Raw genomic sequence first — 24,838 nt, forward strand, 5'->3', positions numbered from 1 at the left:
AATTAATTCCAGCGATTGTTATTAAACTGATTTTTACTCCATACCCACATCATAATAAAACCTATCAATGCACCACCTAGATGGGCAAAGTGCGCAACGCCGTCTCCACCACTTCCAAATATAGCCTGCCCTTTTAAACCAAGGAATAAATCTATCGCTAAAATACCGGGAACAAAATATTTTGCTTTAATGGGAATTGGGAGGAACAGCATCATTAATTCTGCGTTAGGCACTGTAAATGCAAACGCAACAAGTATACCGTAAATTGCTCCTGAAGCACCTACTGTAGGGGTAAGGTAAGTTCCCATGAAATTAGTAAATTGAGAAACACTCATTACCTCTTCCCACTTAGGATTATATTTCCCTTCCGCGAGCAGCTGCATGATTTCCGCTTTCGCAAAACCAGCAGATTGTAATGTTTCAAGTCCGTTATAAAAAACTATATAATTTATCCCAATATGCAATAATGCTGCTCCTAAACCACAGGAGAAATAGAAAAAAAGAAGTTTTTTAGCGCCCCACATATTTTCAAGCAGTCCCCCAAAAGAAAACAATGCAAACATATTGAATAAGATATGCATTGGTCCGCCATGCATAAACATATACGTTATAGGCTGCCAGAATTTGAATTCAGGATTCTCAGGAAAATGCAGTCCTAAAATAGAAACCGCCGTCTTTTCCCCTACAAAGTACATCCCTATAAAAAATATAACATTGATTATGATTAACTGCTTAACAGTTTCTGTAATACGCATCATATAGCAAATCGTTTATCTAGATCTTCCACACTTACTGTGATGAAAGTTGGTTTATTAAAAGGTGATATTCCCGGTTCTTTGCATGCAAAAAGGGAATTAACCATGTTTTCCTGTTCTTTTTCACCCAAAGCAATTCCGGTTTTTATAGCCAGGCTTCTCGCCATAGACTTCGCAATGCTGTCAGTCTGGCTAAAACTGCTGTCAGGCACTTCCTGCTGAAGATCGTTTATAAGCTCCTCTAAAAGTATAGAAACCTCACTTTCAGACACATTCACAGGGAGTCCGGAAACAACAACGTGATCATTGTTAAACTCAGCAAAAACAAAGCCAGTATTCTCTAAAGCACCACGCATTTCTTCAATAAGGTCAAGTTCTGTTTTATTGAAATATAACATAAGCGGAAACAACAATTGCTGGCTGGCGGCATGGTGCACCGTTATGCTTGTAAGGAACTGCTCGTATAATATACGCTGGTGTGCCCTTTTCTGGTCGATGATAACAAGGCCCGACTTAATAGGGCTTACAATATATTTTTTATGGATCTGATAGGTTTTCTGAACCAACTGCTCCACTTCATGATCGTTAAAAAGTGATCCCGTAACTTCCTCCGATTCGAAATGCATCTCGGTAGCTACTGCAATATCTTCGGCAGCTTCCGATAGTCCCGTGTACAGACTTTCCCACACCGGAGCTTTTTCTTTTTTAAACATCGGTGGTGAAGAAAACCCTCCACCCGACGATCCCGAGCCGCCTCCACTCCTGATTGGCTTCTCGTCAGCAAAAGGATTATAAGAGCGGTCTACCACAACAGTAGGCATCACCGCTTCTTTGCCTTCATACTGGTATGGTGTATCCAGGTTAGAATCACGGTCGAAATCAAGTACCGGAGCCACATTAAACTGACCCAAGCTGTGTTTTATGGCCGAACGAAGAATCGCATACAGTGCATGCTCATCATCAAATTTAATCTCCGTCTTCGTTGGGTGTATGTTGATGTCAATTGTATTCGGCGGAACATCAAGGTATAAAAAGTAACCCGGCTGGCATCCGTCTTTTAAAAGTCCTTCATAAGCAGCCATGACAGCATGGTGAAGATAACCGCTTTTAATAAAACGATCGTTCACAAAAAAGAACTGCTCTCCCCTGTTTTTCTTAGCAAATTCAGGTTTGCATACAAATCCCTGAATCTCGACAATCTCAGTACTCTCCTTAACCGGCACAAGCTTTTCATTGGTACGTCCGCCAAAAACATTTACAATACGCTGGCGCTGGTTAGAGCCCGGCAGGTTGAACATTTCGCTTCCGTTATGATACAGGATGAATCCGATATTAGCATGGGCCAGGGCAACACGCTCAAATTCATCTACAATATGGCGGAATTCAACCGTATCGCTTTTAAGGAAATTACGCCTTGCAGGGATATTGAAAAATAGATTTTTAATAGAAAATGATGTACCCCTTGGTAATACCGCTACATCCTGAGAAATGAATTTACTTCCTTCGATGATTAGGTGCGTACCCAGTTCGTCCTGCTCCTGTTTGGTTTTAAGTTCCACATGGGCAATTGCCGCGATGGAAGCCAGTGCCTCTCCCCTAAATCCTTTAGTATGCAGTGAAAACAGATCTTCAGCATGACGGATTTTAGATGTAGCGTGACGTTCAAAACACAGACGGGAGTCGGTAACGCTCATGCCTTTTCCGTTATCTATAACCTGAACAAGGGTCTTCCCGGCATCCTTAACTACAAGTTTTATCTCTGTAGCACCGGCATCAACAGCGTTTTCAAGTAATTCCTTAACGATGGAAGCCGGCCGTTGTACCACCTCTCCGGCAGCTATCTGGTTGGCAACGTGGTCAGGAAGTAATTGAATGATACTGGACATGGGAATAGGTAAAGGGATTTATTGAGTAGCTCAAAGTTAAGCAAATATTGTGGATGGGGAAAGGAAGCGGTTTTCTAAATATTCACAAAATAAAAGTGCTCAGAATGAGGAAAGTTGCATTGTGTTGTAAGAAAAAGTTTGTAGGTTTATAAAAATTATATTATATGACAAAATATCATATTCTACTAAACATATTAGATACGATTGTAACTCAAGCTAATGGGAAATTTCCAAAGAAATACCCCCCAAAAAAAAATGCGTCTGACGAAGAATTAAATCAAGCTAGATCAAGAGCATTCATACATCTATTTTTAATGGTAAAATTTGGTATTTTGGATTTTTCTGAAAGAGAGCGTTTTTTAACTGATGGATCATTTGATGGAGGTATCGATGGATATTATATTAACTCTGAAAATAAAACAATTTATTTTATTCAGTCCAAATTTAGAACTAACATCAAAAATTTTGAAACAAAGGAGATTTTGCTCGAAGAGATTTTATTGATGGATTTAAACAGAATACTTAATGGTGAGACAACCGATGAAGATGGTAATGAATATAACGGAAAAATAAAGCAATTGCAGCGTGAGATTGGCAATACAGAAAATATTGCTCGATACTCATACCAAGTAATTATTTTAGCCAATTTAAACGATGTTAAGCAATCTGATTTAAGAAAACTAACTGACGGTTTCTCATCAACTGTGTTTAATTTTGAAAAGTGCTATACAGATCTGATATTCCCAGTTATTTCTGGAACATTTTTTCAAGCCTCTGACTTAAGTATTAATATTGACTTGAGTAATAAAAATGCAGGAAGCAAAATTAGTTATACTGTTCAAACAAAGAAAGGTGAATGCGAAATTACTGTACTTTTTGTGCCGACAATAGAACTTGGAAAGATAATGTATAAATATAAAAATTCGATCTTAAAATACAACCCTAGAAGCTATTTAGGCCATGAAGGTAAAAAAGTAAATACGGCAATCAAAGAAACAATAATTGAGAAAGACACTAATGAATTCGCATTATTTAACAACGGCGTTACAATGCTATCTGATGAAACATACATAAATGAAAGAATTGGTCAAAAAAACAAAGCACAATTAATCGTAAAAAATCCTCAAATAATTAATGGCGGTCAAACTTCCTATACTTTAAGTAGAATTTACGAAGAAAATATTAATAATGATGTTGAAGCTGTATTTCAAAACAAAGAAGTATTAATTAAAATAATCACGCTACTTGATAAAAATGATGATACAAATAAAATAGAGCTAATAAATGAAATTTCAAATGCGACAAATCAGCAAACCCCAGTTATAAATGCCGATAAATTTTCTAATGACTCAATGCATGTAAACATTCAAAAAATACTATTTGAAAAATTTGGAGTATTATACGAAAGAAAAAGAGGCGAGTTTGCTGATGGAATATACAACGGATATATTCAGGAAAAACTAATAATTGAAAGGAACTTGTTTTTTAGAATGTTTTATGCTGCTAATGGCTTTATTACAACTGGTAAACAAAAAAGATTATTTGTAAATCAAAAATTGGATTTCAACCAAATAAATGAAGATAATAAATTAGAAAATGCTTATTATGGTTTTGTTGTTTTCAAGAAGCTATTCCCTACCAAAAATACAAATCAAGTATTGGGAATAATCGATTACGCTAAAGTAAGAGCTATGACGTTATTATACAAACCTGAAGATACTGCAGATTTTGAAAACTCTGTCGACAAAAATCTGCATAAATTAATTGGCCCTTGGCAAACTTTTTTAGACACTTACAAGAATAAATTTGAAAATCAAAGAATAAAAAAAAATTCGAAAACGGGTGAAATTCGCATATATCAATCTTACGATTATGGAAAATGGTTTGATAGTGAAGATTTCGACTCACATTTAATTGAATTCTATCGTATATAATACATAAAAAAACCCACTCTCTCGAGTGGGTTTTGTATTTATTAAGCCTGTCCCGCAGGACCGAAACTCAAAGGAATAGAGGGTTGCTCCGTATCACTTATAGCGCCGTGTGTGGCTTCAAAGCGGTGGATGTTTTCCCCAAGTGCCTTTAGCAGCCTTTTAGCATGCTGAGGCGTTAACACAATACGTGATTTCACTTTTGCCTTGGGCGTACCCGGCATAATGCTTACGAAATCTACAACAAACTCAGAAGCCGAATGGTTGATGATTGCAAGGTTACTGTATGTTCCCTCAGCTGTTTTTTCATCAAGTTCGATCTGTATCTGTCCCTGTTGGTTATTCTGATCACTCATTATATTAGTAGTTATATTCCTCCTTAGGAGTTAATAGCTCATTGTATTCTTCTTTAGAACCTACGATCGTGTTATCGTAATCTCTCATACCTGTACCTGCAGGTATTCTGTGACCAACGATTACATTCTCTTTAAGTCCTTCAAGTCCGTCAACTTTACCTGCTACAGCTGCTTCATTCAGTACTTTCGTAGTTTCCTGGAACGATGCTGCAGAGATGAACGATTTAGTTTGAAGTGACGCTCTTGTAATACCCTGAAGAACCGGAGTAGCCGTTGCCGGAACTACGTCTCTTGCAGATACAAGGTTTTGGTCGTTACGCTTAAGTAATGAATTTTCATCTCTTAGCTCACGTGGCGTGATGATCTGTCCAGCTTTAAGGTTTTCAGAGTCACCTGCGTCTTCAACAACTTTCATTCCATATAGTTTGTCGTTCTCCACGATAAAGTCAGACGTATGTATTAGCTGATCTTCAAGGAAAAGTGTATCTCCCGGATCCTGAACTCTTACTTTACGCATCATTTGACGGATTACAACCTCAAAGTGCTTATCATTGATCTTAACACCCTGTAAACGGTATACTTCCTGAATTTCGTTCACTAAGTACTGCTGTACTGCAGATGGGCCTTGAATCCTAAGGATATCCTCAGGAGTAATAGCACCATCTGATAACGGAAGACCTGCTTTAACGTAGTCATTCTCCTGAACAAGGATCTGGTTAGAAAGTTTAACCAAATATTTCTTGATCTCTCCGAATTTAGACTCGATAACGATCTCACGGTTACCCCTTTTGATCTTACCGAATGAAACAACACCGTCAATTTCAGAAACCACAGCAGGGTTAGAAGGGTTACGTGCTTCAAGAAGCTCGGTAATCCTTGGAAGACCTCCGGTGATATCGCCCGCTTTAGATGAACGTCTTGGTATTTTAACAAGGATCTTACCAGCCTTAATTTTCTCACCGTTGTCTACCATAAGGTGGGCACCCACCGGTAAGTTGTAAGAACGGATAAGCTCATTGTCTTTACCGTATATCAATAAGGTAGGAATTAATTTCTTGTTCCTTGCCTCAGAGATAACTTTCTCCTGGAATCCGGTTTGCTCATCGATCTCAACCATGAACGATTGTCCCTGTTCGATATCTTCATAAGCAATTTTACCCGTAAACTCAGAGATGATAACCCCATTATAAGGGTCCCATTTACATATTACAGTTCCTTGCTCTACAACATCCCCGTCTTTAACGAAAATGCTTGAACCGTAAGGAATATTGTGTGTATTTAAAAGAATGCCTGTATTCTCGTCAACAAGTTTTAACTCAGTAGAACGTGATACAACAATATCAACCTGTTCTCCTTCAGTATTTTCACCTTTAACGGTTTTAAGGTCTTCAATTTCTAACCTACCACGGAATTTAGTAATGATGCTTGATTCCTCAGAGATACCACCCGCAACACCACCAACGTGGAATGTACGAAGTGTAAGCTGAGTACCCGGCTCACCAATTGACTGTGCGGCAATTACACCAACAGCCTCACCCCTTTGGGTCATTTTTCCTGTAGCAAGGTTACGACCGTAACATTTAGCACAGATACCTTTAGTAGCTTCACATGTCAATGGAGAACGTACTTCTACTCTCTCGATTGGCGCTGCATTGATAGCTTTAACTTCAGCTTCTGTAATTTGCGTTCCGGCATGTACAAGAACCTCACTTGTAAGTGGGTTAATAACATCCTGAAGTGCAACACGGCCTAAGATACGCTCACCAAGAGATTCAACGATCTCTTCGTTTTTCTTAAGGGCAGATACTTCAATACCCCTTAACGTACCACAGTCAACAGAATTTACGATTACGTCCTGAGAAACGTCGTGCAGCCTCCTTGTAAGGTAACCAGCATCCGCCGTTTTAAGAGCCGTATCCGCAAGACCTTTACGTGCACCGTGAGTAGAAATGAAGTATTCAAGAATCGATAGACCTTCCTTAAAGTTAGAAAGAATCGGGTTCTCAATAATCTCACCACCACCTGCGGTTGATTTTTTAGGTTTTGCCATCAAACCACGCATACCTGTAAGCTGACGGATCTGTTCTTTTGAACCCCTCGCTCCAGAGTCAAGCATCATGTACACCGAGTTGAATCCTTGCTGATCCTCTCTAATGTTTTTCATAGCAAGTTCTGTAAGCAATGCATTCGTAGAAGTCCACACGTCAATTACCTGGTTGTAACGCTCGTTATTGGTAATAAGACCCATGTTATAGTTAACAGAAATCGCATCAACCTGCTCGTTTGCATCGGCAATAAGCTCCTGTTTTCTTGCAGGGATAATAATATCTCCTAAACTGAATGAAAGACCGCCTCTAAATGCGAATTTATAACCCATGTCTTTCATATTATCAAGGAACGCTGCCGTTGTAGGAACGTCGGTAACACTTAAAATGGAACCGATAATATCCCTAAGCGACTTCTTAGTAAGGATCTCATTGATGTATCCTGCCGCTTCCGGCACAACCTCGTTGAATAATACCCTACCAGCTGTTGTCTGGATAATTTTATAAACTAACTCACCGTTTTCGTTGAAATCTTTAGCACGTATTCTCACACGGGCATTAAGTTCAAGACGGCCTTCGTTTAATGCAATATTTACTTCTTCTGCAGAATAGAAAGTAAGGCCTTCACCTAAAATTTTCTTCTCCGGAGTAGAAAGACGTTCTTTGGTCATGTAGTACAGACCAAGTACCATGTCTTGAGAAGGTACCGTGATTGGCGCACCGTTAGCAGGGTTAAGGATATTGTGAGAAGCAAGCATTAATAACTGAGCCTCAAGAATAGCCTCCGGTCCTAGCGGAAGGTGAACTGCCATCTGGTCACCATCAAAATCGGCATTGAACGCCGTACATACCAATGGATGAAGCTGAATCGCTTTTCCTTCGATAAGTTTTGGCTGGAATGCCTGTATACCTAGTCTGTGAAGAGTAGGAGCCCTGTTAAGTAATACCGGGTGACCTTTAATTACGTTTTCAAGGATATCCCAAACTACAGGTTCTTTTTTGTCTATTATCTTTTTAGCAGACTTAACTGTTTTTACAATTCCACGCTCAATCAGTTTCCTGATAACAAACGGTTTGTAAAGCTCAGCAGCCATGTCTTTAGGAAGACCACATTCAAAAAGTTTCATTTCAGGTCCAACAACAATTACCGAACGTGCAGAGTAGTCAACACGTTTACCAAGTAAGTTTTGACGGAAACGCCCTTGTTTACCTTTTAATGAATCAGAAAGTGATTTTAATGGTCTGTTAGATTCTGTTTTAACAGCAGATGCTTTCCTTGTGTTATCGAATAGTGAATCTACAGATTCCTGTAGCATACGCTTTTCGTTACGAAGAATTACCTCAGGTGCTTTAATTTCCATTAACCTCTTAAGACGGTTGTTACGGATAATTACCCTACGGTAAAGGTCATTTAAATCTGATGTTGCAAAACGTCCACCATCAAGCGGCACCAATGGGCGAAGCTCCGGCGGTATAACAGGTATAACCTTAAGGATCATCCACTCAGGGCGGTTTTCCCTGTTGAAGTTAGATTCACGGAATGATTCTACAACCTGAAGCCTTTTAAGGGCTTCTGTTTTACGCTGTTTAGACGTTTCTGTATTGGCATTGTGGCGTAACTGGTACGAAAGCTCATCAAGGTCAATCCTTGCAAGCAGATCCATAATACACTCAGCACCCATCTTAGCGATAAACTTGTTAGGGTCTGTATCGTCTAAGTATTGATTTTCCTGCGGAAGTGTATCAAGGATATTAAGGTACTCTTCTTCAGTTAAGAAATCTAATCGTTTAGCATTTTCACCATCCGGTCCTTTGGCAATACCAGCCTGAATAACCACATATCTTTCATAGTATATGATCATGTCTAATTTCTTAGAAGGAAGGCCCAGGATATAACCAATTTTATTAGGAAGCGAACGGAAATACCATATGTGAGCAATAGGCACTACAAGGTTGATGTGCCCTACTCTGTCACGACGTACTTTCTTTTCAGTAACTTCAACACCACATCGGTCACAAACAATCCCCTTATAACGAATCCTTTTGTATTTACCGCAAGCACATTCAAAATCCTTTACAGGACCAAAAATACGCTCACAGAAAAGGCCGTCTCTTTCTGGTTTGTGGGTACGATAGTTAATAGTTTCCGGCTTAAGAACTTCACCTCTTGACTCAGCAAGGATAGATTCCGGCGAAGCAAGTCCGATGGAAATCTTGTTGAATCTTTTAATGGTATTTTTATCTTTTAATCTCGTCATGATATGTAATCTATCAATTTATTAAAAAAGTATAGAAGGGAATGGTGCATTGCACCATTCCCGTAGAAATTTATTCTTCTAATCTGATGTCCAGACCCAGACCTTTAAGTTCATGCATTAATACATTGAACGATTCAGGTAGTCCTGGTTCCGGCATGGTTTCACCCTTAACGATAGCTTCGTAAGTTTTAGCCCTACCGATAACGTCATCCGATTTAACAGTCAGTATCTCCCTTAGAGTACTAGAAGCACCGTATGCCTCAAGAGCCCAAACCTCCATCTCTCCAAAACGCTGACCACCAAATTGCGCTTTACCTCCAAGAGGCTGCTGCGTGATAAGCGAGTATGGACCGATAGAACGTGCGTGCATCTTATCGTCAACCATGTGTCCTAATTTCAGCATGTAGATAACACCTACTGTAGCCGGCTGGTGGAAACGTTCTCCGGTTCCTCCATCATAAAGGTAAGTGTGTCCAAATCTTGGAATACCTGCCTCATCTGTAAGTTCGTTGATCTGGTCAAGAGAGGCACCGTCGAAAATAGGAGTAGCAAATTTCCTGCCTAAGTTCATACCTGCCCATCCAAGAACCGTTTCATAGATCTGACCGATGTTCATACGCGATGGTACACCAAGCGGGTTAAGAACGATGTCAACCGGAGTACCATCCTCAAGGAAAGGCATATCTTCGTGACGAACGATCTTAGCAACAATACCTTTGTTACCGTGACGACCTGCCATTTTATCACCCACTTTAAGCTTACGTTTCTTAGCGATGTAAACTTTAGCAAGTTTTAAGATACCTGACGGAAGTTCATCACCCACAGTAATTGTGAATTTCTCTCTTCTTAGGGCACCCTGAAGGTCATTCAGCTTAATTTTATAGTTGTGGATAAGGTCGTTAACCATTGCATTGGTTTCATCGTCCGTAGTCCACTGACCTTTAGTTAAGTGAGCAAAATCTTCAACAGCGTATAACATTTTCTGAGTGTATTTCTTACCTTTTGGTAATACTTCCTCACCCAGATCATTCATAACTCCCTGTGAAGTTTTTCCGTTAACGATATTGAATAACTTGTCAATCAATCTGTCTTTAAGTTCGATGAACTTAACTTCAAAATCCATTTCAAGTTTTCCTAAATCGTCTTTATCTTTTGTACGTTTACGTTTATCCTTAACGGCACGCGCAAACAGTTTTTTATCAAGTACAACACCATGTAATGATGGAGACGCTTTTAATGACGCATCTTTTACATCACCTGCTTTATCACCAAAGATTGCACGAAGAAGTTTTTCTTCCGGTGTTGGGTCAGATTCACCTTTTGGAGTAATCTTACCGATAAGGATGTCGCCAGGTTTAACCTCGGCACCAATCCTGATCATACCGTTTTCATCAAGATCTTTAGTAGCTTCCTCACTTACGTTAGGGATATCATTAGTTAACTCTTCGTTACCTAATTTAGTGTCCCTTACTTCAAGAGAGTAATCATCTACGTGGATAGACGTAAAGATATCATCACGAACAACTTTTTCAGAAATTACGATTGCATCCTCAAAGTTATAACCTTTCCAAGGCATGAACGCCACTTTAAGGTTACGTCCAAGAGCAAGCTCTCCGTTTTGTGTAGCATAGCCTTCACAAAGAACCTGACCAAGTCTTACCCTGTCACCTTTTCTTACGATAGGTTTAAGGTTGATACTTGTACTCTGATTTGTTTTTCTGAACTTGATAAGCTGATATGTTTTCTCATCCGGATCAAAGCTTACGCTTCTCTCACGATCAGTTCTGTCATATTTAATTGTAATCTCATTAGCATCAACATACTCAACAGTACCATTGCCCTCAGCATTGATAAGTACCCTTGAGTCAGAAGCTACCTGGCGCTCCAATCCTGTACCCACAATTGGGGCTTCCGGACGTAAAAGAGGAACCGCCTGGCGCATCATGTTCGATCCCATCAACGCACGGTTAGCATCATCGTGCTCCAGGAACGGAATTAATGAAGCCGAGATAGAAGCGATCTGGTTAGGAGCAACGTCAGTATAGTGAACCACGTTAGGGTCAACCACCGGGAAGTCACCTTCCTCACGGGCAATAACCTTATCTGCAGTTATTTTACCGGTTTCATCCATAGCAATGTTCGCCTGAGCGATCATTTTACCTTCTTCTTCTTCAGCACTTAGGTAGATTGGTGTTGACTCTAAATCAACTCTACCATCAGTTACTTTACGGTATGGCGTTTCAATAAAGCCCATTCCGTTTACCTTAGCGTAAACACCAAGTGAAGAGATCAAACCAATGTTTGGTCCTTCAGGCGTTTCGATAGGACATAAACGGCCATAGTGCGTATAGTGAACATCTCGCACCTCGAAACCTGCTCTTTCCCTTGATAAACCACCTGGTCCTAGTGCAGATAACCTCCTTTTGTGGGTAATCTCTGCAAGCGGATTGGTTTGGTCCATGAACTGAGAAAGCTGGTTTGTACCAAAGAAAGAGTTGATTACCGACGACAATGTTTTAGCATTGATAAGGTCGATAGGTGTAAACACCTCGTTATCCCTAACGTTCATACGCTCTCTGATGGTTCTTGCCATACGGGCTAAACCTACACCAAACTGAGCTGATAACTGCTCACCTACCGTACGAACACGACGGTTAGATAAGTGGTCAATATCATCAATCTCTGCTTTAGAGTTGATAAGCTCAATAAGATATTTTACAATGGTAATGATATCCTCTTTGGTAAGCACCTGCTTTTCCATCGGGATGTCAAGACCAAGTTTTTTGTTCATTCTGTAACGACCAACTTCACCTAGGTTATAACGTTGGTCAGAGAAGAACAATTTATCTATAATGCCTCGAGCCGTTTCCTCATCAGGTGGTTCTGCATTACGCAGCTGACGGTAAATATGCTCTACAGCTTCTTTTTCCGAGTTTGTAGGGTCTTTCTGTAAAGTATTATGGATAATAGCATAATCTGCCTGATTATTATCCTCTTTATGAAGCAATATTGTTTTTACGTTAGAGTCGATAATTTCCTCAACATTATCTTTGTCGATGATAGTATCCCTGTCTAATATAATTTCGTTACGCTCGATAGAAACTACCTCACCTGTATCCTCATCCACGAAATCCTCGTGCCAAGTATTCAATACACGTGCAGCAAGTCTTCTGCCGATATACTTCTTAAGACCGGTTTTTGAAACTTTAATCTCTTCAGCAAGATCAAATATTTCAAGGATGTCTTTATCTCTTTCAAAACCAATTGCTCTGAATAGTGTAGTAACAGGAAGCTTTTTCTTTCTGTCGATATAAGCGTACATAACACTGTTAATGTCTGTAGCGAATTCTATCCAAGAACCTTTGAAAGGAATTACCCTTGCAGAGTATAATTTTGTTCCGTTTGCGTGGAAGGATTGGCCAAAGAAAACTCCGGGAGATCTGTGAAGCTGAGATACAACTACTCGTTCTGCACCGTTGATAACAAAAGTACCGCTAGGAGTCATATAAGGGATAGTTCCCAAATATACATCCTGTACAATAGTTTCAAAATCTTCATGCTCAGGATCTGTACAATATAGCTTCAGCCTGGCTTTTAAAGGCACGCTATAAGTAAGTCCCCTGTCTATACATTCTTCAATTGTATAACGTGGCGGATCAACAAAGTAATCAAGGAACTCCAATACAAACTGATTTCTTGTATCAGTAATCGGAAAGTTTTCCATGAAGGTGTTATAAAGACCTTCGTTGCCTCTTTCATCTGATTTGGTTTCAAGCTGGAAAAAATCCTTAAAGGATTTTACCTGAATGTCAAGGAAGTCCGGGTAATCAGGGATGTTTTTTGTTGAGGCAAAATTTAATCTTTCAGTCTGATTTGTTATCATCAATGGACAAAATTTTGATTAAAATAATTTATTAAAAACGTATAAAAATGTTATTATACGAAAAATGGTTTAGGCCTTTGAGAGTACTTCTCAAGGCCTAAACCTGGGTTTTGTAACTTATGTAAGCTTATTTAAGCTCAACAACAGCTCCAGCTTCTTCTAAAGATTTTTTAAGACCTTCAGCCTCTTCTTTAGAGATACCTTCTTTAACGTTTGTAGGAGCACCGTCTACAAGATCTTTAGCTTCTTTAAGACCTAAACCTGTAAGTTCTTTTACAGCTTTAACAACGCCTAATTTAGAAGCACCAGCATCTTTAAGAACTACAGTGAACTCAGTTTGCTCTTCAGCAGCAGGAGCATCACCTCCAGCAGCAGGACCAGCAACTACTGCAGCAGCAGCAGGCTCGATTCCATACTCATCTTTTAATATTGTAGCTAGTTCGTTAACTTCTTTAACTGTAAGATTAACTAGTTGTTCTGCGAATTGTTTCAAATCTGCCATTTTTTCTATCGTTTTAAATAGTTTGTAATATATAATTTATAAAGTGCGTTCTGCGCGTATTACCTGATTATTTCTCAGATAATGTTTTAACAAGTCCTGCGATTGTATTACCACCAGATTTAAGGGCAGAAATAACGTTTTTAGCAGGCGATTGAAGTAGACCGATGATTTCTCCGATAACTTCGTCTTTAGATTTAAGTGCTACAAGGGCGTCAAGCTGGTTGTCACCGATGAACACTGCTTCAAAGATGTAAGCACCTTTAAGAACTGGTTTATCAGATTTTTTACGGAATTCTTTGATGATCTTAGCAGGAGCGTTTCCGTTCTCAGCGATCATTATTGAAGTACTTCCTTTTAGGATAGTAGGTAGTTCACCATAGTTGTTCTCGGCACTTTCCATTGCTTTTTCAAGCAGGGTGTTCTTAACAACTTCAAGTTTTATACCAGCTTTAAAACAAGCTCTCCTTAAGTTTGAAGTATTCTCTGCATTAAGTCCTGAAATATCTGTTACATAAACAACGTTTGTACCAGCCAACTGTGCAGTTAAATCTTCAATAACTCTTGATTTTTCTTCTTTGGTCATAATAAAACTTTTTAACTACCAATTATACTGCTTTAGGATCTAAAGCGATAGCAGGGCTCATAGTAGAAGAGATATGTATACTCTTAATGTATGTACCTTTAGCTGCAGTTGGTTTCAATTTGATTAATGTTTGAATAATTTCGTGAGCGTTCTCAGTTATCTTGTCAGCATCAAAAGAAATTCTTCCGATTCCTGCGTGAACGATACCGGTTTTGTCAACTTTAAAGTCAATTTTACCAGCTTTAACTTCCTGAACAGCTTTAGCCACATCCATAGTAACAGTTCCTGTTTTAGGGTTTGGCATAAGTCCACGAGGACCTAAGATTCTACCTAAAGGACCTAGTTTACCCATAACTGCAGGCATAGTGATGATAACATCAACATCTGTCCATCCGTCTTTAATTTTTTGAAGGTAATCATCTAAACCTACAAAGTCTGCACCAGCAGCTGTAGCTTCAGCTTCTTTATCAGGAGTTACAAGAGCAAGAACTCTTACATCTTTACCTGTACCATGAGGAAGTGTAACAACACCCCTTACCATTTGATTCGCTTTTCTTGGATCTACTCCCAGACGTACTGCGATATCAACAGACTCATCAAATTTTGCAGTAGCAACTGTTTTGATTAATGCAGAAGCATCTTTCAATGAATACAGCTTGTTCTTCTCAATTTTTGAAGCAGCCTCTTTTTGTTTTTTTGTCAATTTTGCCATTTCTTCTTTTTCTTTAGATTAAAAAGGAGCTGTTCCTGATACTGTTATACCCATAGACCTTGCAGTTCCGGCAATCATACTCATAGCTTTCTCAATAGTGAAAGCGTTTAAGTCAGCCATTTTGTCTTCAGCAATAGCCCTGATTTGATCCCAGGTAACGCTAGCTACTTTCTTACGGTTAGGCTCACCAGAACCCCCTTTAAGTTTAGCAGCGTCCAATAATTGGATAGCAGCCGGTGGCGTTTTAACAACAAACTCGAAAGATTTGTCTTTATACACAGTAATTTGCACTGGTAAAATCTTGCCTGGTTTATCCTGAGTCCTAGCATTAAACTGCTTACAGAACTCCATGATGTTAACTCCAGCAGCCCCCAAAGCAGGTCCAACCGGTGGCGACGGGTTCGCAGCACCTCCCTTAACTTGTAGTTTTACTACTTTACTAATTTCTTTAGCCATTTCTTTAAAAAAAATTTAGCACATCTTCATTGGAAGCGAATGATGTGATTTATAATAAGTGTAACAAAAATTATACTTTTTCTACTTGCATAAAGCTAAGTTCAAGCGGCGTTTTTCTTCCGAAAATCTTCACCATAACTTCCAGCTTACGCTTCTCTTCATTTACTTTCTCAACGCTTCCGTTGAAACCGTTAAATGGCCCGTCAATAACTTTTACAGTTTCACCAACCGAGAACGGTATAGCTACATTGTCAGTTTTAACAGATAATTCGTCTACTTTACCAAGCATCCTGTTAACCTCAGAAAGGCGTAACGGAACCGCATCGCCACCCTTAGTCTCGCCAAGAAAGCCAATAACACCTGTAATAGACTTAATAATGTGAGGTATTTCGCCAGTTAGGTTAGCCTCTACCATCACATATCCCGGAAAATAAACCCTGTCTTTGCTGATTTTTTTACCATCACGCACTTGAACCACTTTTTCAGTAGGAACAAGAACCTGAGAGATATAATCTCCCATTCCAAGTCTGTTAATTTCCGTTTCTATGTAGTTTTTTACTTTATTTTCCTGACCGCTTACCGCTCTAACCACATACCACTTTTTGACACTGTTATCAGTCATTGCAATAAAATTAATTTTTTAGAAACTTATATATATTCGCCACAAGAACCTCAAAGCCCTTATCGATACCAAAAGTAACTAAAGCAAATATTACCGAAAAAACAGCAACAATAATAGTAAGGCGCTGTATTTCAGCCCACTCAGGCCATGTTACATTAGATTTTAACTCTGTAAATGCCTCCGATATGTAATTAGTAACCTTTGCCATTGTATTTCGTTTTTTGCACGGGTGGAGGGATTCGAACCCCCATCAACGGTTTTGGAGACCGCTATTCTACCCTTGAACTACACCCGTTTGTTAAAAAACAGTCCGGAACCGGAGCACCGGACTGTTTTATATATTTAATATACTACTATAGGATCTCAGTTACCTGACCTGCACCTACTGTACGACCACCTTCACGGATAGCGAAACGAAGACCTACGCTAAGAGCGATTGGGCTAAGAAGCGTTACCTCAATAGTAAGGTTATCTCCAGGCATTACCATCTCTACACCAGCTGGAAGAGTGATAGTTCCTGTTACGTCTGTAGTTCTTACATAGAACTGCGGACGGTAGTTATTATGGAATGGAGTGTGACGTCCACCTTCTTCTTTTTTAAGGATATAAACCTCTGCATTGAAATGAGCATGTGGCTTAACAGATCCTGGCTTAATGATAACCATACCTCTTTTGATATCAGCTTTATCGATACCACGTAGAAGTAAACCTACGTTATCTCCAGCTTCACCTCTATCAAGGATTTTACGGAACATCTCAACACCAGTGATTGTAGAAGTAAGCTTCTCAGCACCCATACCAATGATTTCAACTGCATCACCTGTATTAGCAACACCAGTTTCGATACGACCTGTAGCAACAGTTCCACGACCAGTAATTGTAAATACGTCTTCAACAGGCATAAGGAATGGTTTCTCAACATCACGTACCGGCATTTCAATCCAAGTATCAACAGCCTCCATAAGAGCTAAAACTGTATCAACCCACTGAGGCTCACCATTAAGTGCACCTAGAGCAGAACCTTGGATAACTGGTCCGTTATCACCATCATATTGATAGAAAGATAGTAGATCTCTGATTTCCATTTCAACCAGCTCAAGAAGCTCAGCATCATCAACCATATCCACTTTATTCATAAATACAACCATTCTTGGAACACCAACCTGGCGACCTAGAAGGATGTGCTCACGTGTTTGAGGCATTGGTCCATCAGTTGCAGCAACTACAAGGATAGCACCATCCATCTGAGCAGCACCAGTAACCATGTTTTTCACGTAATCCGCGTGACCTGGACAGTCAACGTGAGCATAGTGACGGTTAGCTGTAGCATATTCTACGTGTGAAGTATTAATTGTAATACCTCTTTCTTTTTCTTCAGGAGCGTTATCAATTTGATCAAATGATTTTGCTTCAGAAAAACCTGCATCTGATAATACTTTAGTAATAGCAGCAGTCAAAGTTGTTTTACCGTGGTCAACGTGTCCGATTGTACCTATGTTAAGGTGCGGCTTCGACCTATCAAAAGTTTCCTTTGCCATGATTTAATAATTTAATCTTAGTTATATAATTAGTGTTCAAATTCTTTTAACTTGAGCCAATGACGGGAATTGAACCCGTGACCTCTTCCTTACCAAGGAAGCACTCTACCCCTGAGCTACACCGGCAACGTAACAGCAGGGCTGTTTTAGTGGGGAGAGAAGGATTCGAACCTTCGAAGGTTTCCCAACGGATTTACAGTCCGTCCTCGTTGGCCGCTTGAGTATCTCCCCTAACCTTTACTTTCAGTTGCTTTTTCAAAAAACGTTTGAGCTAAAATTATCAAAGCTTTATTTTAAACATCTCATCCTCAACGGAATCACAATTTAAGAAAACCAAAACAATAAAAACTCTTTATTTGAGCCGATAGAGGGACTCGAACCCACGACCTGCTGATTACAAATCAGCTGCTCTAGCCAGCTGAGCTACACCGGCAACTTACAATAAAAAAGTCCGCTATTTCTAACGGACTGCAAATGTAGAGAATTTATTTTTTAATCAAAACATTTTTCAACTTTTTTTTCTCTTTATGAGTATGCTCTGATTTTTTGTTTTCTTTTCATAAGTAAACGTTCCATAGAATCGGCCGCTAATTCAACAGCCTCCTCAAATGTTTTACACTGTTTTTTGACTATAAACTCGTCTCCCGGGACTGCAACTTTAATCTCTGCTATCTTATTTTGTTTATCACTGGTATTATCCAGTTTAAAATAGACATCCGAACCCACTACTTTGTCATAATACTTTTCAAGCTTATCCAAACGGTCCTGAACATAGCCCACCAGTTTCCTGTCAACATTAAAGTTGACTGCATGAACATTTACTTTCATAATCTCAAACTTTTTATTCGTTAAACATTTTTAAGAATCGCCACGGCTGCGAGGATGAGAATCTCCATACACCTTTTTCAACTCAGCAAGACTGCTGTGGGTATAAATTTGTGTAGACGATAAACTCGCATGCCCCAATAACTCTTTTACTGAATTCAAATCGGCTCCATTGTTAAGTAAATGTGTCGCAAATGTGTGCCGAAGCACGTGAGGACTCTTCTTTACCTTCCCGGAGACAACACTAAAGTAACTATTTATTAACCTATAAACAAAGGATTCACTGACTTTATTGCCACGGCTGTTTAAAATTAACACATCAGGATTTGTAACCGAAGTAAGCTTCCGTCTTTCAACAAGATACCTTCCCAACAATTGAGACGTACACTCCAATACCGGGAGTATACGCTCTTTATTACGTTTCCCTAACACTTTAAGCGTGTGGTTTCCCGAATCGAAACTATTCAGCTTAAGACCAATAAGCTCCGCACGACGAATTCCCGTAGTATAAAAAATTTCGATTATCAACCTATTCCTTATCCCCTCAAAATCATCAGGATAATCAACATCAGACATAACATCCTGAAGTTCTTTTTCTGAAAAAGGAACCTGTACTTTTTTTTCTGTTTTGAGGGATTTATGCTGCAGCAATGGATTCACCGTTATTTGCCTTGAGCGAAGTAAAAATTTATAAAATGATTTTAGTGAGGATATTTTACGGTTTACTGTCTTGTTAGCCATCCCGGACTCAACCAGGCTTACCACCCACCGACGTATAAAACTATAATTAATCTCTTCTAAAGAAACACCTTCATCCTCTTCTTTTATAAATTTCTCAAAAGAAGCAACATCGTCGGTATAAGCACGCAGCGTTAATAAGGAATAGTTTTTTTCCTTTAATAGATAATCTGCATATGCTTGTTTAGAATCGACCATAAAAAAAACCGTTAACAGCAAAGTTATGAAACTTTTCTGCTAACGGTAAGTATTTTTAATCCTATGGATTGATTAATTCTCTAGAGAATCTCTTAGTCCCTGGATATAACTTGCTTTCTGAACCTGAACTCTTCTTACAACTGAAGGTTTGATGAATGCCTGACGCTTTCTTAACTGACGTACAACGCCTGTTTTATCAAATTTTCTTTTGTAACGCTTAAGCGCTCTATCAATATTTTCTCCGTCTTTAATTGGTATAATCAACATAATATAACACCTCCTCTCGTTAAGGGTGCAAACTTATATCTTTTTTTTAAACCTCACAAACTAAATTTATATTTTATTTTACCGACCAAATAGTATATCCATGAGGCGGCGCCTGAACCTTAACCCAGGTATCTGCCTGCGTTACAGGCTCCCATACCGAATTACCTGTGTAGTCTTTAATTGTAGAATTCGCCCAATTGGTATCTACCCATCGCTCCTGCCAAGAATCGCTATTATTAATATAAACTATAATTCCGGGGCTGCCATTTCTTCGTGCTACATATTCATCGTTATCTGCATACAGATATGTTGTATTACCCGATGCCTTATTGTTGTGGATCCAAATAAGATTATTTAACTTGTTCTTATCCAGCCATTCCTCATAATCCCTGTAAAACATACATGGATATCCTTCGTGGGTTAGAATATAAGCATAGGCCAGTATCTTATTATTAAATATCTCATTAGTGTCATGATTAGATACAAACGTTACCGCTCTATATGGATTACGTTTTAACAACATATCACCATTTAGCTGTGTAAGATCGGCATTATTAAGTGCATCGCGCATCTTATAATAGCAGGCAAAATCAAAAGCACTTGATTCTGCACTATTTGCCCACGTCTCTAATGTAGCTGCATTACCATCCCAATATTCTCCAACCGTAAAACCTCCCACTGCATTTTTAAAGTTTTTCACCACCCACGGCTCAAAACCTTTTACATAGTCAAATCGCCAACCATCAAAATGCATTACATTTTTATAATATTTAGCTATAGAATTAGGATTATTATAGAGCCAGTCCTGAACATAAGCCTTATCATGACATAGATCCGGATAACCTCCAAAAGAGCCGGCGTCGGACGCATGAACATCATTTGGATGAAAATCATTATATGAACGTAAAAACAATCCTGAAGCGGGCGTAAAGCTTGTCCATGTATTAGCTCCTGTATAGGGATTAAACTCAGACGCACCACCACTATTATGATTGATTACTATATCAGCAATAACATCTATATTATTATTGTGTGCTGTATTGATAAGTGATTGTATTTCTGTCAAAGAGCCAAAACGGGTTTCAACATTTCCCATTTGATTATAACTCCCAAAGTCAAAGTAATCAAACGGATCGTACCCCATCGAATAACCCCCATTTTGTGCTTTGGTAGCCGGCGGCAGCCATATTGCATCAATACCAGCGTTAGCCCATGAAGGGACTTTTCCCGATATTGTATTCCACCAGGTGCCACCACCGGGAACATCCCAGTAGAAAGCCTGCATCATAACTTTAGAACCTGCAGCCTTGGCAGGAATACGGTTTTCATTTTGGCTATTTGCCTGATTGTTTTTTTCTGATACATCAGCATCACCGGAGCAGCCCCACATAATAAAAGCAGAGACTACAATTGTAAATATGCATTTCATAATTAATAGGTTTGATTATTACCTAATTTATAAAATTCAGTATTCACAATTACTTATTTCACACCAACACATCAACTACAACGTTATAGTGTTGATAAATAAAAATAAAAAAGGCTTCTGCAGATACAGAAGCCTTTAAAGCTATTTATATTTTAATTACCTAATCTTTAAGCAAATGACGCGAAATAACAAGTTTCTGAATTTCGGTAGTTCCCTCGCCGATAGTACATAGCTTAGAATCCCTGTAGAATTTTTCTACCGGGTAATCTTTCGTATAGCCATATCCTCCGTGTATTTGTACTGCCTCGTTAGAAACCCTTACACATACCTCAGAAGAATACATTTTACCCATTGCACCGGCAACAGTCATTTTCTTATTATTGTTCTTAAGGTATGCAGCTTTGTGAAGCAATAATTCTGAAGCTTCAATTTCTGTAGCCATATCAGCAAGCTTAAAGGCAATTCCCTGGAAGTTACTTATCGGCTGACCAAACTGATGGCGCTCTTTTGAATATTTCAATGCCGCTTCGTAAGCACCTTTAGCAATACCTAATGATAACGCTCCGATAGAGATACGCCCACCGTCAAGTATTTTCATAGCCTGAACAAAACCATCCCCTACCTCACCAAGCCTGTTGGCATCCGGTATGCGGCAGTTATCAAATATAAGTTCTGCGGTTTCGCTCGCGCGCATACCCAGTTTATTTTCTTTTTTACCACTTGTAAAGCCCTGCATGCCTTTTTCAAAAACGAAAGCTGTCATTCCTTTTGAATCTCCTTTTTCTCCGGTACGTACAATCACAACCGCTACGTCTCCTGATTTTGCGTGTGTAATAAAGTTTTTAGCACCGTTTACAACCCAATGGTCACCATCTTTAACAGCAGTAGTATTCATACCTCCTGCATCAGACCCTGTGTTGTGTTCTGTAAGGCCCCAGGCGCCAATATGCTCGGCAGTAGCCAGTTTAGGCAACCATTTCTTTTTTTGCTCTTCATTACCGAAAGTAAGTATATGATTAGTACATAAAGAGTTATGAGCAGCAACAGAAAGACCGATAGAAGGATCTACTTTAGAAATCTCTTCAACAACGGTGATGTATTCGTGGTAACCAAGACCCGACCCGCCGTATTCTTCAGGAACCAATACTCCCATATAGCCCATTTCGCCTAATTGCTTAAATAAGTCTACCGGAAAATGCTGGCTTTCGTCCCAGTCCATAATGTTCGGACGGATGTGCTGCTCTGCAAAATCCCTGATCGCTTCTGCGATCATGCTTTGCGTTTCATTATATTCAAAATTCATTTTTGTTTGATTTTTTTAGAATTCCAAATATAAGGCAATTATTTTTACTTTATCAACAGGAAAATTGCTAATCTTTAACAAATCATCAATTTTATGCAATTTTCCATTCATACTGCGTTCAGTAATTATACTTTTAGCCACATCTCTATTAAAGTACGGAAAACGCGACAGTTGCAGTAATGACGCTGTATTTACATTTATTTTTTCGACATCAGGCTGACCGATAACTTTAAAACTCTTTTTCAGTCCCAATTTAGCCTCCGGTGAAAATGCTGTAAAATCATCCATCTGATCCATACTAACGAATCCACCTAACATCGCCCGCCTGCGTAAAATCTCTTTAGCATAAAACGGCCCTATACCAAATACTTTTACAAGATCTTCCTCTAGTGCGGTATTTATATCACTTACTTTTAAAGCCATTTCGGATTTCGACTCCTTATTATATACCCTGCTTTCTTTAATTAAAGATTCAGTCTTTGTATAATCCGGTTTCACGCCAAATTTAAAATAGGCCGATAATTTCGTTAAAAGCGTGTCGTGTATGTGGGTTACTTTCTGAAAATCTTTAGCAGAATTTATATAACTGCCCGTTTTACGATATGCATACAACCTGTCTAAATCTTTTACAGACAGTCCAAGCACATAGCCCTTGTAATCGTTTAGGTAATTTGGATTGAAAAGATAAATCGTGTCTTTGTGCCCACGCTTCTTCGCTTTTAATTCATCAATTTTTGATTGAAGCGCCAGCCATTGTTTTTCCTCTGCCGATTTTTCTCTTTTTGAAGTAAAATCGATCGAAGTAAAAATGAAATAAAGAACCTGCACAAAAATCAGTAATGCAAATAAGGCAAGTATTCCTTTTTGCTGACTTTTTGTAAACAGGTGAAAGAACCGGAAAGGCTTAGGCATGCTTCTGATTATTACAAGTCGAAAACAGAACTTCTTTTCGTGTACACCATATCTTTAAGGCGTAGCCAAAATGCCAGTGTAAGATAAACGCCAAACCATAGACCAACAGTGACAAAAGAAATATAGATAAAAAACAACCTTACATTTGTAGCACGCATACCCAGCCTGTCTGCAAGGCGTTGCGACACTTCAAATCCGTGTTTTTCGAAGAAATGACGTATGTTGGTTATAAAAGACATTATCGTAATATTGATTTATTCAAAAGTAATCGTTTATGGTTTAGCTTGTATAATATCTGCTTACTTTTTTAGTAGCTCTAATCCAACGGCACATTGCAGGCAGCGCTTGTTTGTACAGTATTCATTCTTAAGCTGTAATAGCGATTGTGTATCATATGCCGACTGTATATCCACCTTAAACGATCTGAATTTATCAATAATCGTATTTTTCTCAGGCGATAATTGTTGCAAAAGCTGCACAAGAAAATCGGTTTCCTCCTTCCCTACACTTCTGCTATATGCAAACTTAAAAGGTATAATTGTATTTATAATGATAAGGTCTATAAACGAAGTCGTTAACGATTTACGCTTTTTTACACTCTCTTTATCAAAAGTATAATGGGTCTGCCAGTACTCTGATGCCTGAACATCAAACACCTTATAAATAGCTTCAATAGAAGTTGCCTCTATAATTTTAGAGAACAGGTTTTGATGTTTGTGATAAAGCTGTGCCAATTGCGACAGCCTTATTGTGGGGAAATTATCAGGACGATGCTTAAAGAACTGAAGCGGATTAACATGAGCAGGCTCTACTCTATATTTATGGCAGATATAATCGTAGCGCTGTTTTAAATCTTTTACGTACATATCTTCATGATCTATATCAAACTGCCCCGCTCTCCCGAAAAACAACGCTTCCAGATTTTCAAATTCAAAACTTTCCCTTCGTACTACTGAAAAAGGCAGCGACTGCGCAATCGCGAAAAAGGTTTCACCATTTGTATTAAGTCCGAAACTTTTTGCCAGAAAGTTAAACAAAACTGCTTCCCAATCATTACCAAGGCTTGCAGCTAACTGTGTAATCGGTTTTGACTTTCGCTCAAGGCGTTCAAAAAACAAGCGTTCTTTCCAATTGTCTAAAACAAAGCCATCCATATTTTCAAGCTCTTTCTCACAATAGATCCATGATTTAGCAGAAGACAGTGAATTGTAATTGGCAAGTATATCTGTAGCAACATAGTGTTTCAGTTCGATAACCGGAATTTCCGTATTGTCTTTCCTGAAAACTTCTGTGTTGTGTTCCCAAACCACATGCAGTATTACATTATCATAAGCCGTATCTGTTTCATGGCTGTGAATATACCAATCAGACGATTTTATATGTATCTCAACATTTCCTGCCCATTTTTGATTCCCAATGGCAACTTGTGCATTAAAGAAATCCGGGCCGGCCAGTTGCAGGTATTGTCCCGAATTGAGAATAGTTATAGGCTCTCCCTGTACTGTTTTCACATTCAGCACATCAAACTTTTTAAACTGCCATACATAGTGCAGAAAATCTTCTTTCATACAAATACTCTTACAGACACGAAAGTAATAAAAAATAACAAACTAAAATGTTTGCTATATTTGCCGACTAA

Annotated in this window: 21 protein-coding genes and 4 tRNA genes; 1 reads left to right on the forward strand and 24 read right to left on the reverse strand. The window is 38.9% G+C overall.

The genetic code is table 11. The annotated features are described in order from the left end of the window. Positions 1-2: 2 nt before the first annotated feature. Together ALW18_06350 and ALW18_06355 are read right to left on the reverse strand one after the other, a co-directional pair. Entirely contained in the window at positions 3-755 is a 753-nt protein-coding gene (locus ALW18_06350; GenBank protein AOE54328.1) for a protease, read from the reverse strand. Continuing rightward, complete coding sequence (locus ALW18_06355; protein ID AOE52170.1) at positions 755-2,641, reverse strand: DNA mismatch repair protein MutL; 1,887 nt, start codon at positions 2,639-2,641, stop codon at positions 755-757. The genes ALW18_06350 and ALW18_06355 overlap by 1 nt, the downstream gene beginning before the upstream one ends. Before the next feature lie 164 nt (positions 2,642-2,805). Between ALW18_06355 and ALW18_06360 the strand changes: the two genes are divergently transcribed. After that, on the forward strand, positions 2,806-4,575 hold the full coding sequence (locus tag ALW18_06360; protein ID AOE52171.1) for an AIPR protein: 1,770 nt from the start codon (positions 2,806-2,808) through the stop codon (positions 4,573-4,575). A 41-nt stretch (positions 4,576-4,616) separates the two neighbouring features. Here the strand turns inward: ALW18_06360 and ALW18_06365 are convergent, their stop codons facing one another. The 22 genes from ALW18_06365 to ALW18_06470 form a co-directional block, all read right to left on the reverse strand. Then, positions 4,617-4,928 (reverse strand): hypothetical protein, encoded by a 312-nt coding sequence (locus ALW18_06365; protein ID AOE52172.1) that lies wholly within the window; start codon positions 4,926-4,928, stop codon positions 4,617-4,619. Between the two features lie 4 nt (positions 4,929-4,932). Further along, complete coding sequence (locus tag ALW18_06370; protein ID AOE52173.1) at positions 4,933-9,231, reverse strand: DNA-directed RNA polymerase subunit beta'; 4,299 nt, start codon at positions 9,229-9,231, stop codon at positions 4,933-4,935. Between the two features lie 70 nt (positions 9,232-9,301). Next, complete coding sequence (rpoB, locus tag ALW18_06375) at positions 9,302-13,114, reverse strand: DNA-directed RNA polymerase subunit beta (GenBank protein ID AOE52174.1); 3,813 nt, start codon at positions 13,112-13,114, stop codon at positions 9,302-9,304. A gap of 127 nt (positions 13,115-13,241) precedes the next feature. Next, positions 13,242-13,616 (reverse strand): 50S ribosomal protein L7/L12, encoded by a 375-nt coding sequence (locus ALW18_06380; GenBank protein ID AOE52175.1) that lies wholly within the window; start codon positions 13,614-13,616, stop codon positions 13,242-13,244. Positions 13,617-13,683: 67 nt separating this feature from the next. Continuing rightward, on the reverse strand, positions 13,684-14,199 hold the full coding sequence (locus tag ALW18_06385) for a 50S ribosomal protein L10 (protein ID AOE52176.1): 516 nt from the start codon (positions 14,197-14,199) through the stop codon (positions 13,684-13,686). Between the two features lie 22 nt (positions 14,200-14,221). Continuing rightward, entirely contained in the window at positions 14,222-14,911 is a 690-nt protein-coding gene (locus tag ALW18_06390) for a 50S ribosomal protein L1 (GenBank protein ID AOE52177.1), read from the reverse strand. An 18-nt stretch (positions 14,912-14,929) separates the two neighbouring features. Next, the gene (locus ALW18_06395) at positions 14,930-15,367 is read right to left on the reverse strand and encodes a 50S ribosomal protein L11 (protein AOE52178.1); all 438 of its coding nucleotides are present in this window, start codon (positions 15,365-15,367) and stop codon (positions 14,930-14,932) included. A gap of 70 nt (positions 15,368-15,437) precedes the next feature. Continuing rightward, complete coding sequence (locus tag ALW18_06400; GenBank protein ID AOE52179.1) at positions 15,438-15,989, reverse strand: antitermination protein NusG; 552 nt, start codon at positions 15,987-15,989, stop codon at positions 15,438-15,440. A 10-nt stretch (positions 15,990-15,999) separates the two neighbouring features. Further along, entirely contained in the window at positions 16,000-16,197 is a 198-nt protein-coding gene (locus tag ALW18_06405; protein AOE52180.1) for a preprotein translocase subunit SecE, read from the reverse strand. Between the two features lie 13 nt (positions 16,198-16,210). Beyond that, positions 16,211-16,284 (reverse strand) — tRNA-Trp (locus tag ALW18_06410). Between the two features lie 58 nt (positions 16,285-16,342). Further along, a complete protein-coding gene (tuf, locus tag ALW18_06415) occupies positions 16,343-17,527 on the reverse strand; it encodes an elongation factor Tu (GenBank protein AOE52181.1) in 1,185 nt (394 codons plus the stop codon). A gap of 51 nt (positions 17,528-17,578) precedes the next feature. Beyond that, positions 17,579-17,653: transfer RNA gene (locus tag ALW18_06420), tRNA-Thr, on the reverse strand. A 21-nt stretch (positions 17,654-17,674) separates the two neighbouring features. Next, positions 17,675-17,758 (reverse strand) — tRNA-Tyr (locus ALW18_06425). A 125-nt stretch (positions 17,759-17,883) separates the two neighbouring features. Then, positions 17,884-17,960: transfer RNA gene (locus ALW18_06430), tRNA-Thr, on the reverse strand. A 92-nt stretch (positions 17,961-18,052) separates the two neighbouring features. Further along, entirely contained in the window at positions 18,053-18,355 is a 303-nt protein-coding gene (locus tag ALW18_06435) for an RNA polymerase subunit sigma-54 (GenBank protein AOE52182.1), read from the reverse strand. A 30-nt stretch (positions 18,356-18,385) separates the two neighbouring features. Then, a complete protein-coding gene (locus ALW18_06440; protein AOE52183.1) occupies positions 18,386-19,288 on the reverse strand; it encodes an integrase in 903 nt (300 codons plus the stop codon). 72 nt (positions 19,289-19,360) lie between these two features. Further along, positions 19,361-19,555 carry a 30S ribosomal protein S21 gene (locus ALW18_06445; protein ID AOE52184.1) on the reverse strand — a complete coding sequence of 65 codons (195 nt, stop codon included), beginning with the start codon at positions 19,553-19,555 and terminating at the stop codon, positions 19,361-19,363. 73 nt (positions 19,556-19,628) lie between these two features. Next, a complete protein-coding gene (locus ALW18_06450) occupies positions 19,629-20,984 on the reverse strand; it encodes an alpha-amylase (protein ID AOE52185.1) in 1,356 nt (451 codons plus the stop codon). Positions 20,985-21,144: 160 nt separating this feature from the next. Next, on the reverse strand, positions 21,145-22,287 hold the full coding sequence (locus ALW18_06455) for an acyl-CoA dehydrogenase (protein AOE52186.1): 1,143 nt from the start codon (positions 22,285-22,287) through the stop codon (positions 21,145-21,147). A 15-nt stretch (positions 22,288-22,302) separates the two neighbouring features. Continuing rightward, positions 22,303-23,199, reverse strand: a complete 897-nt coding sequence (locus ALW18_06460) for a hypothetical protein (GenBank protein ID AOE52187.1) — start codon at positions 23,197-23,199, stop codon at positions 22,303-22,305. An 11-nt stretch (positions 23,200-23,210) separates the two neighbouring features. Beyond that, positions 23,211-23,438, reverse strand: coding sequence for a PspC family transcriptional regulator (locus ALW18_06465; GenBank protein AOE52188.1), 228 nt, complete (start codon positions 23,436-23,438; stop codon positions 23,211-23,213). 60 nt (positions 23,439-23,498) lie between these two features. Next, on the reverse strand, positions 23,499-24,767 hold the full coding sequence (locus ALW18_06470) for a hypothetical protein (protein AOE52189.1): 1,269 nt from the start codon (positions 24,765-24,767) through the stop codon (positions 23,499-23,501). Positions 24,768-24,838: the final 71 nt, after the last annotated feature.

Source organism: Flavobacterium psychrophilum, from assembly GCA_001708385.1.
Classification (GTDB): Bacteria; Bacteroidota; Bacteroidia; order Flavobacteriales; family Flavobacteriaceae; genus Flavobacterium; species Flavobacterium psychrophilum_A.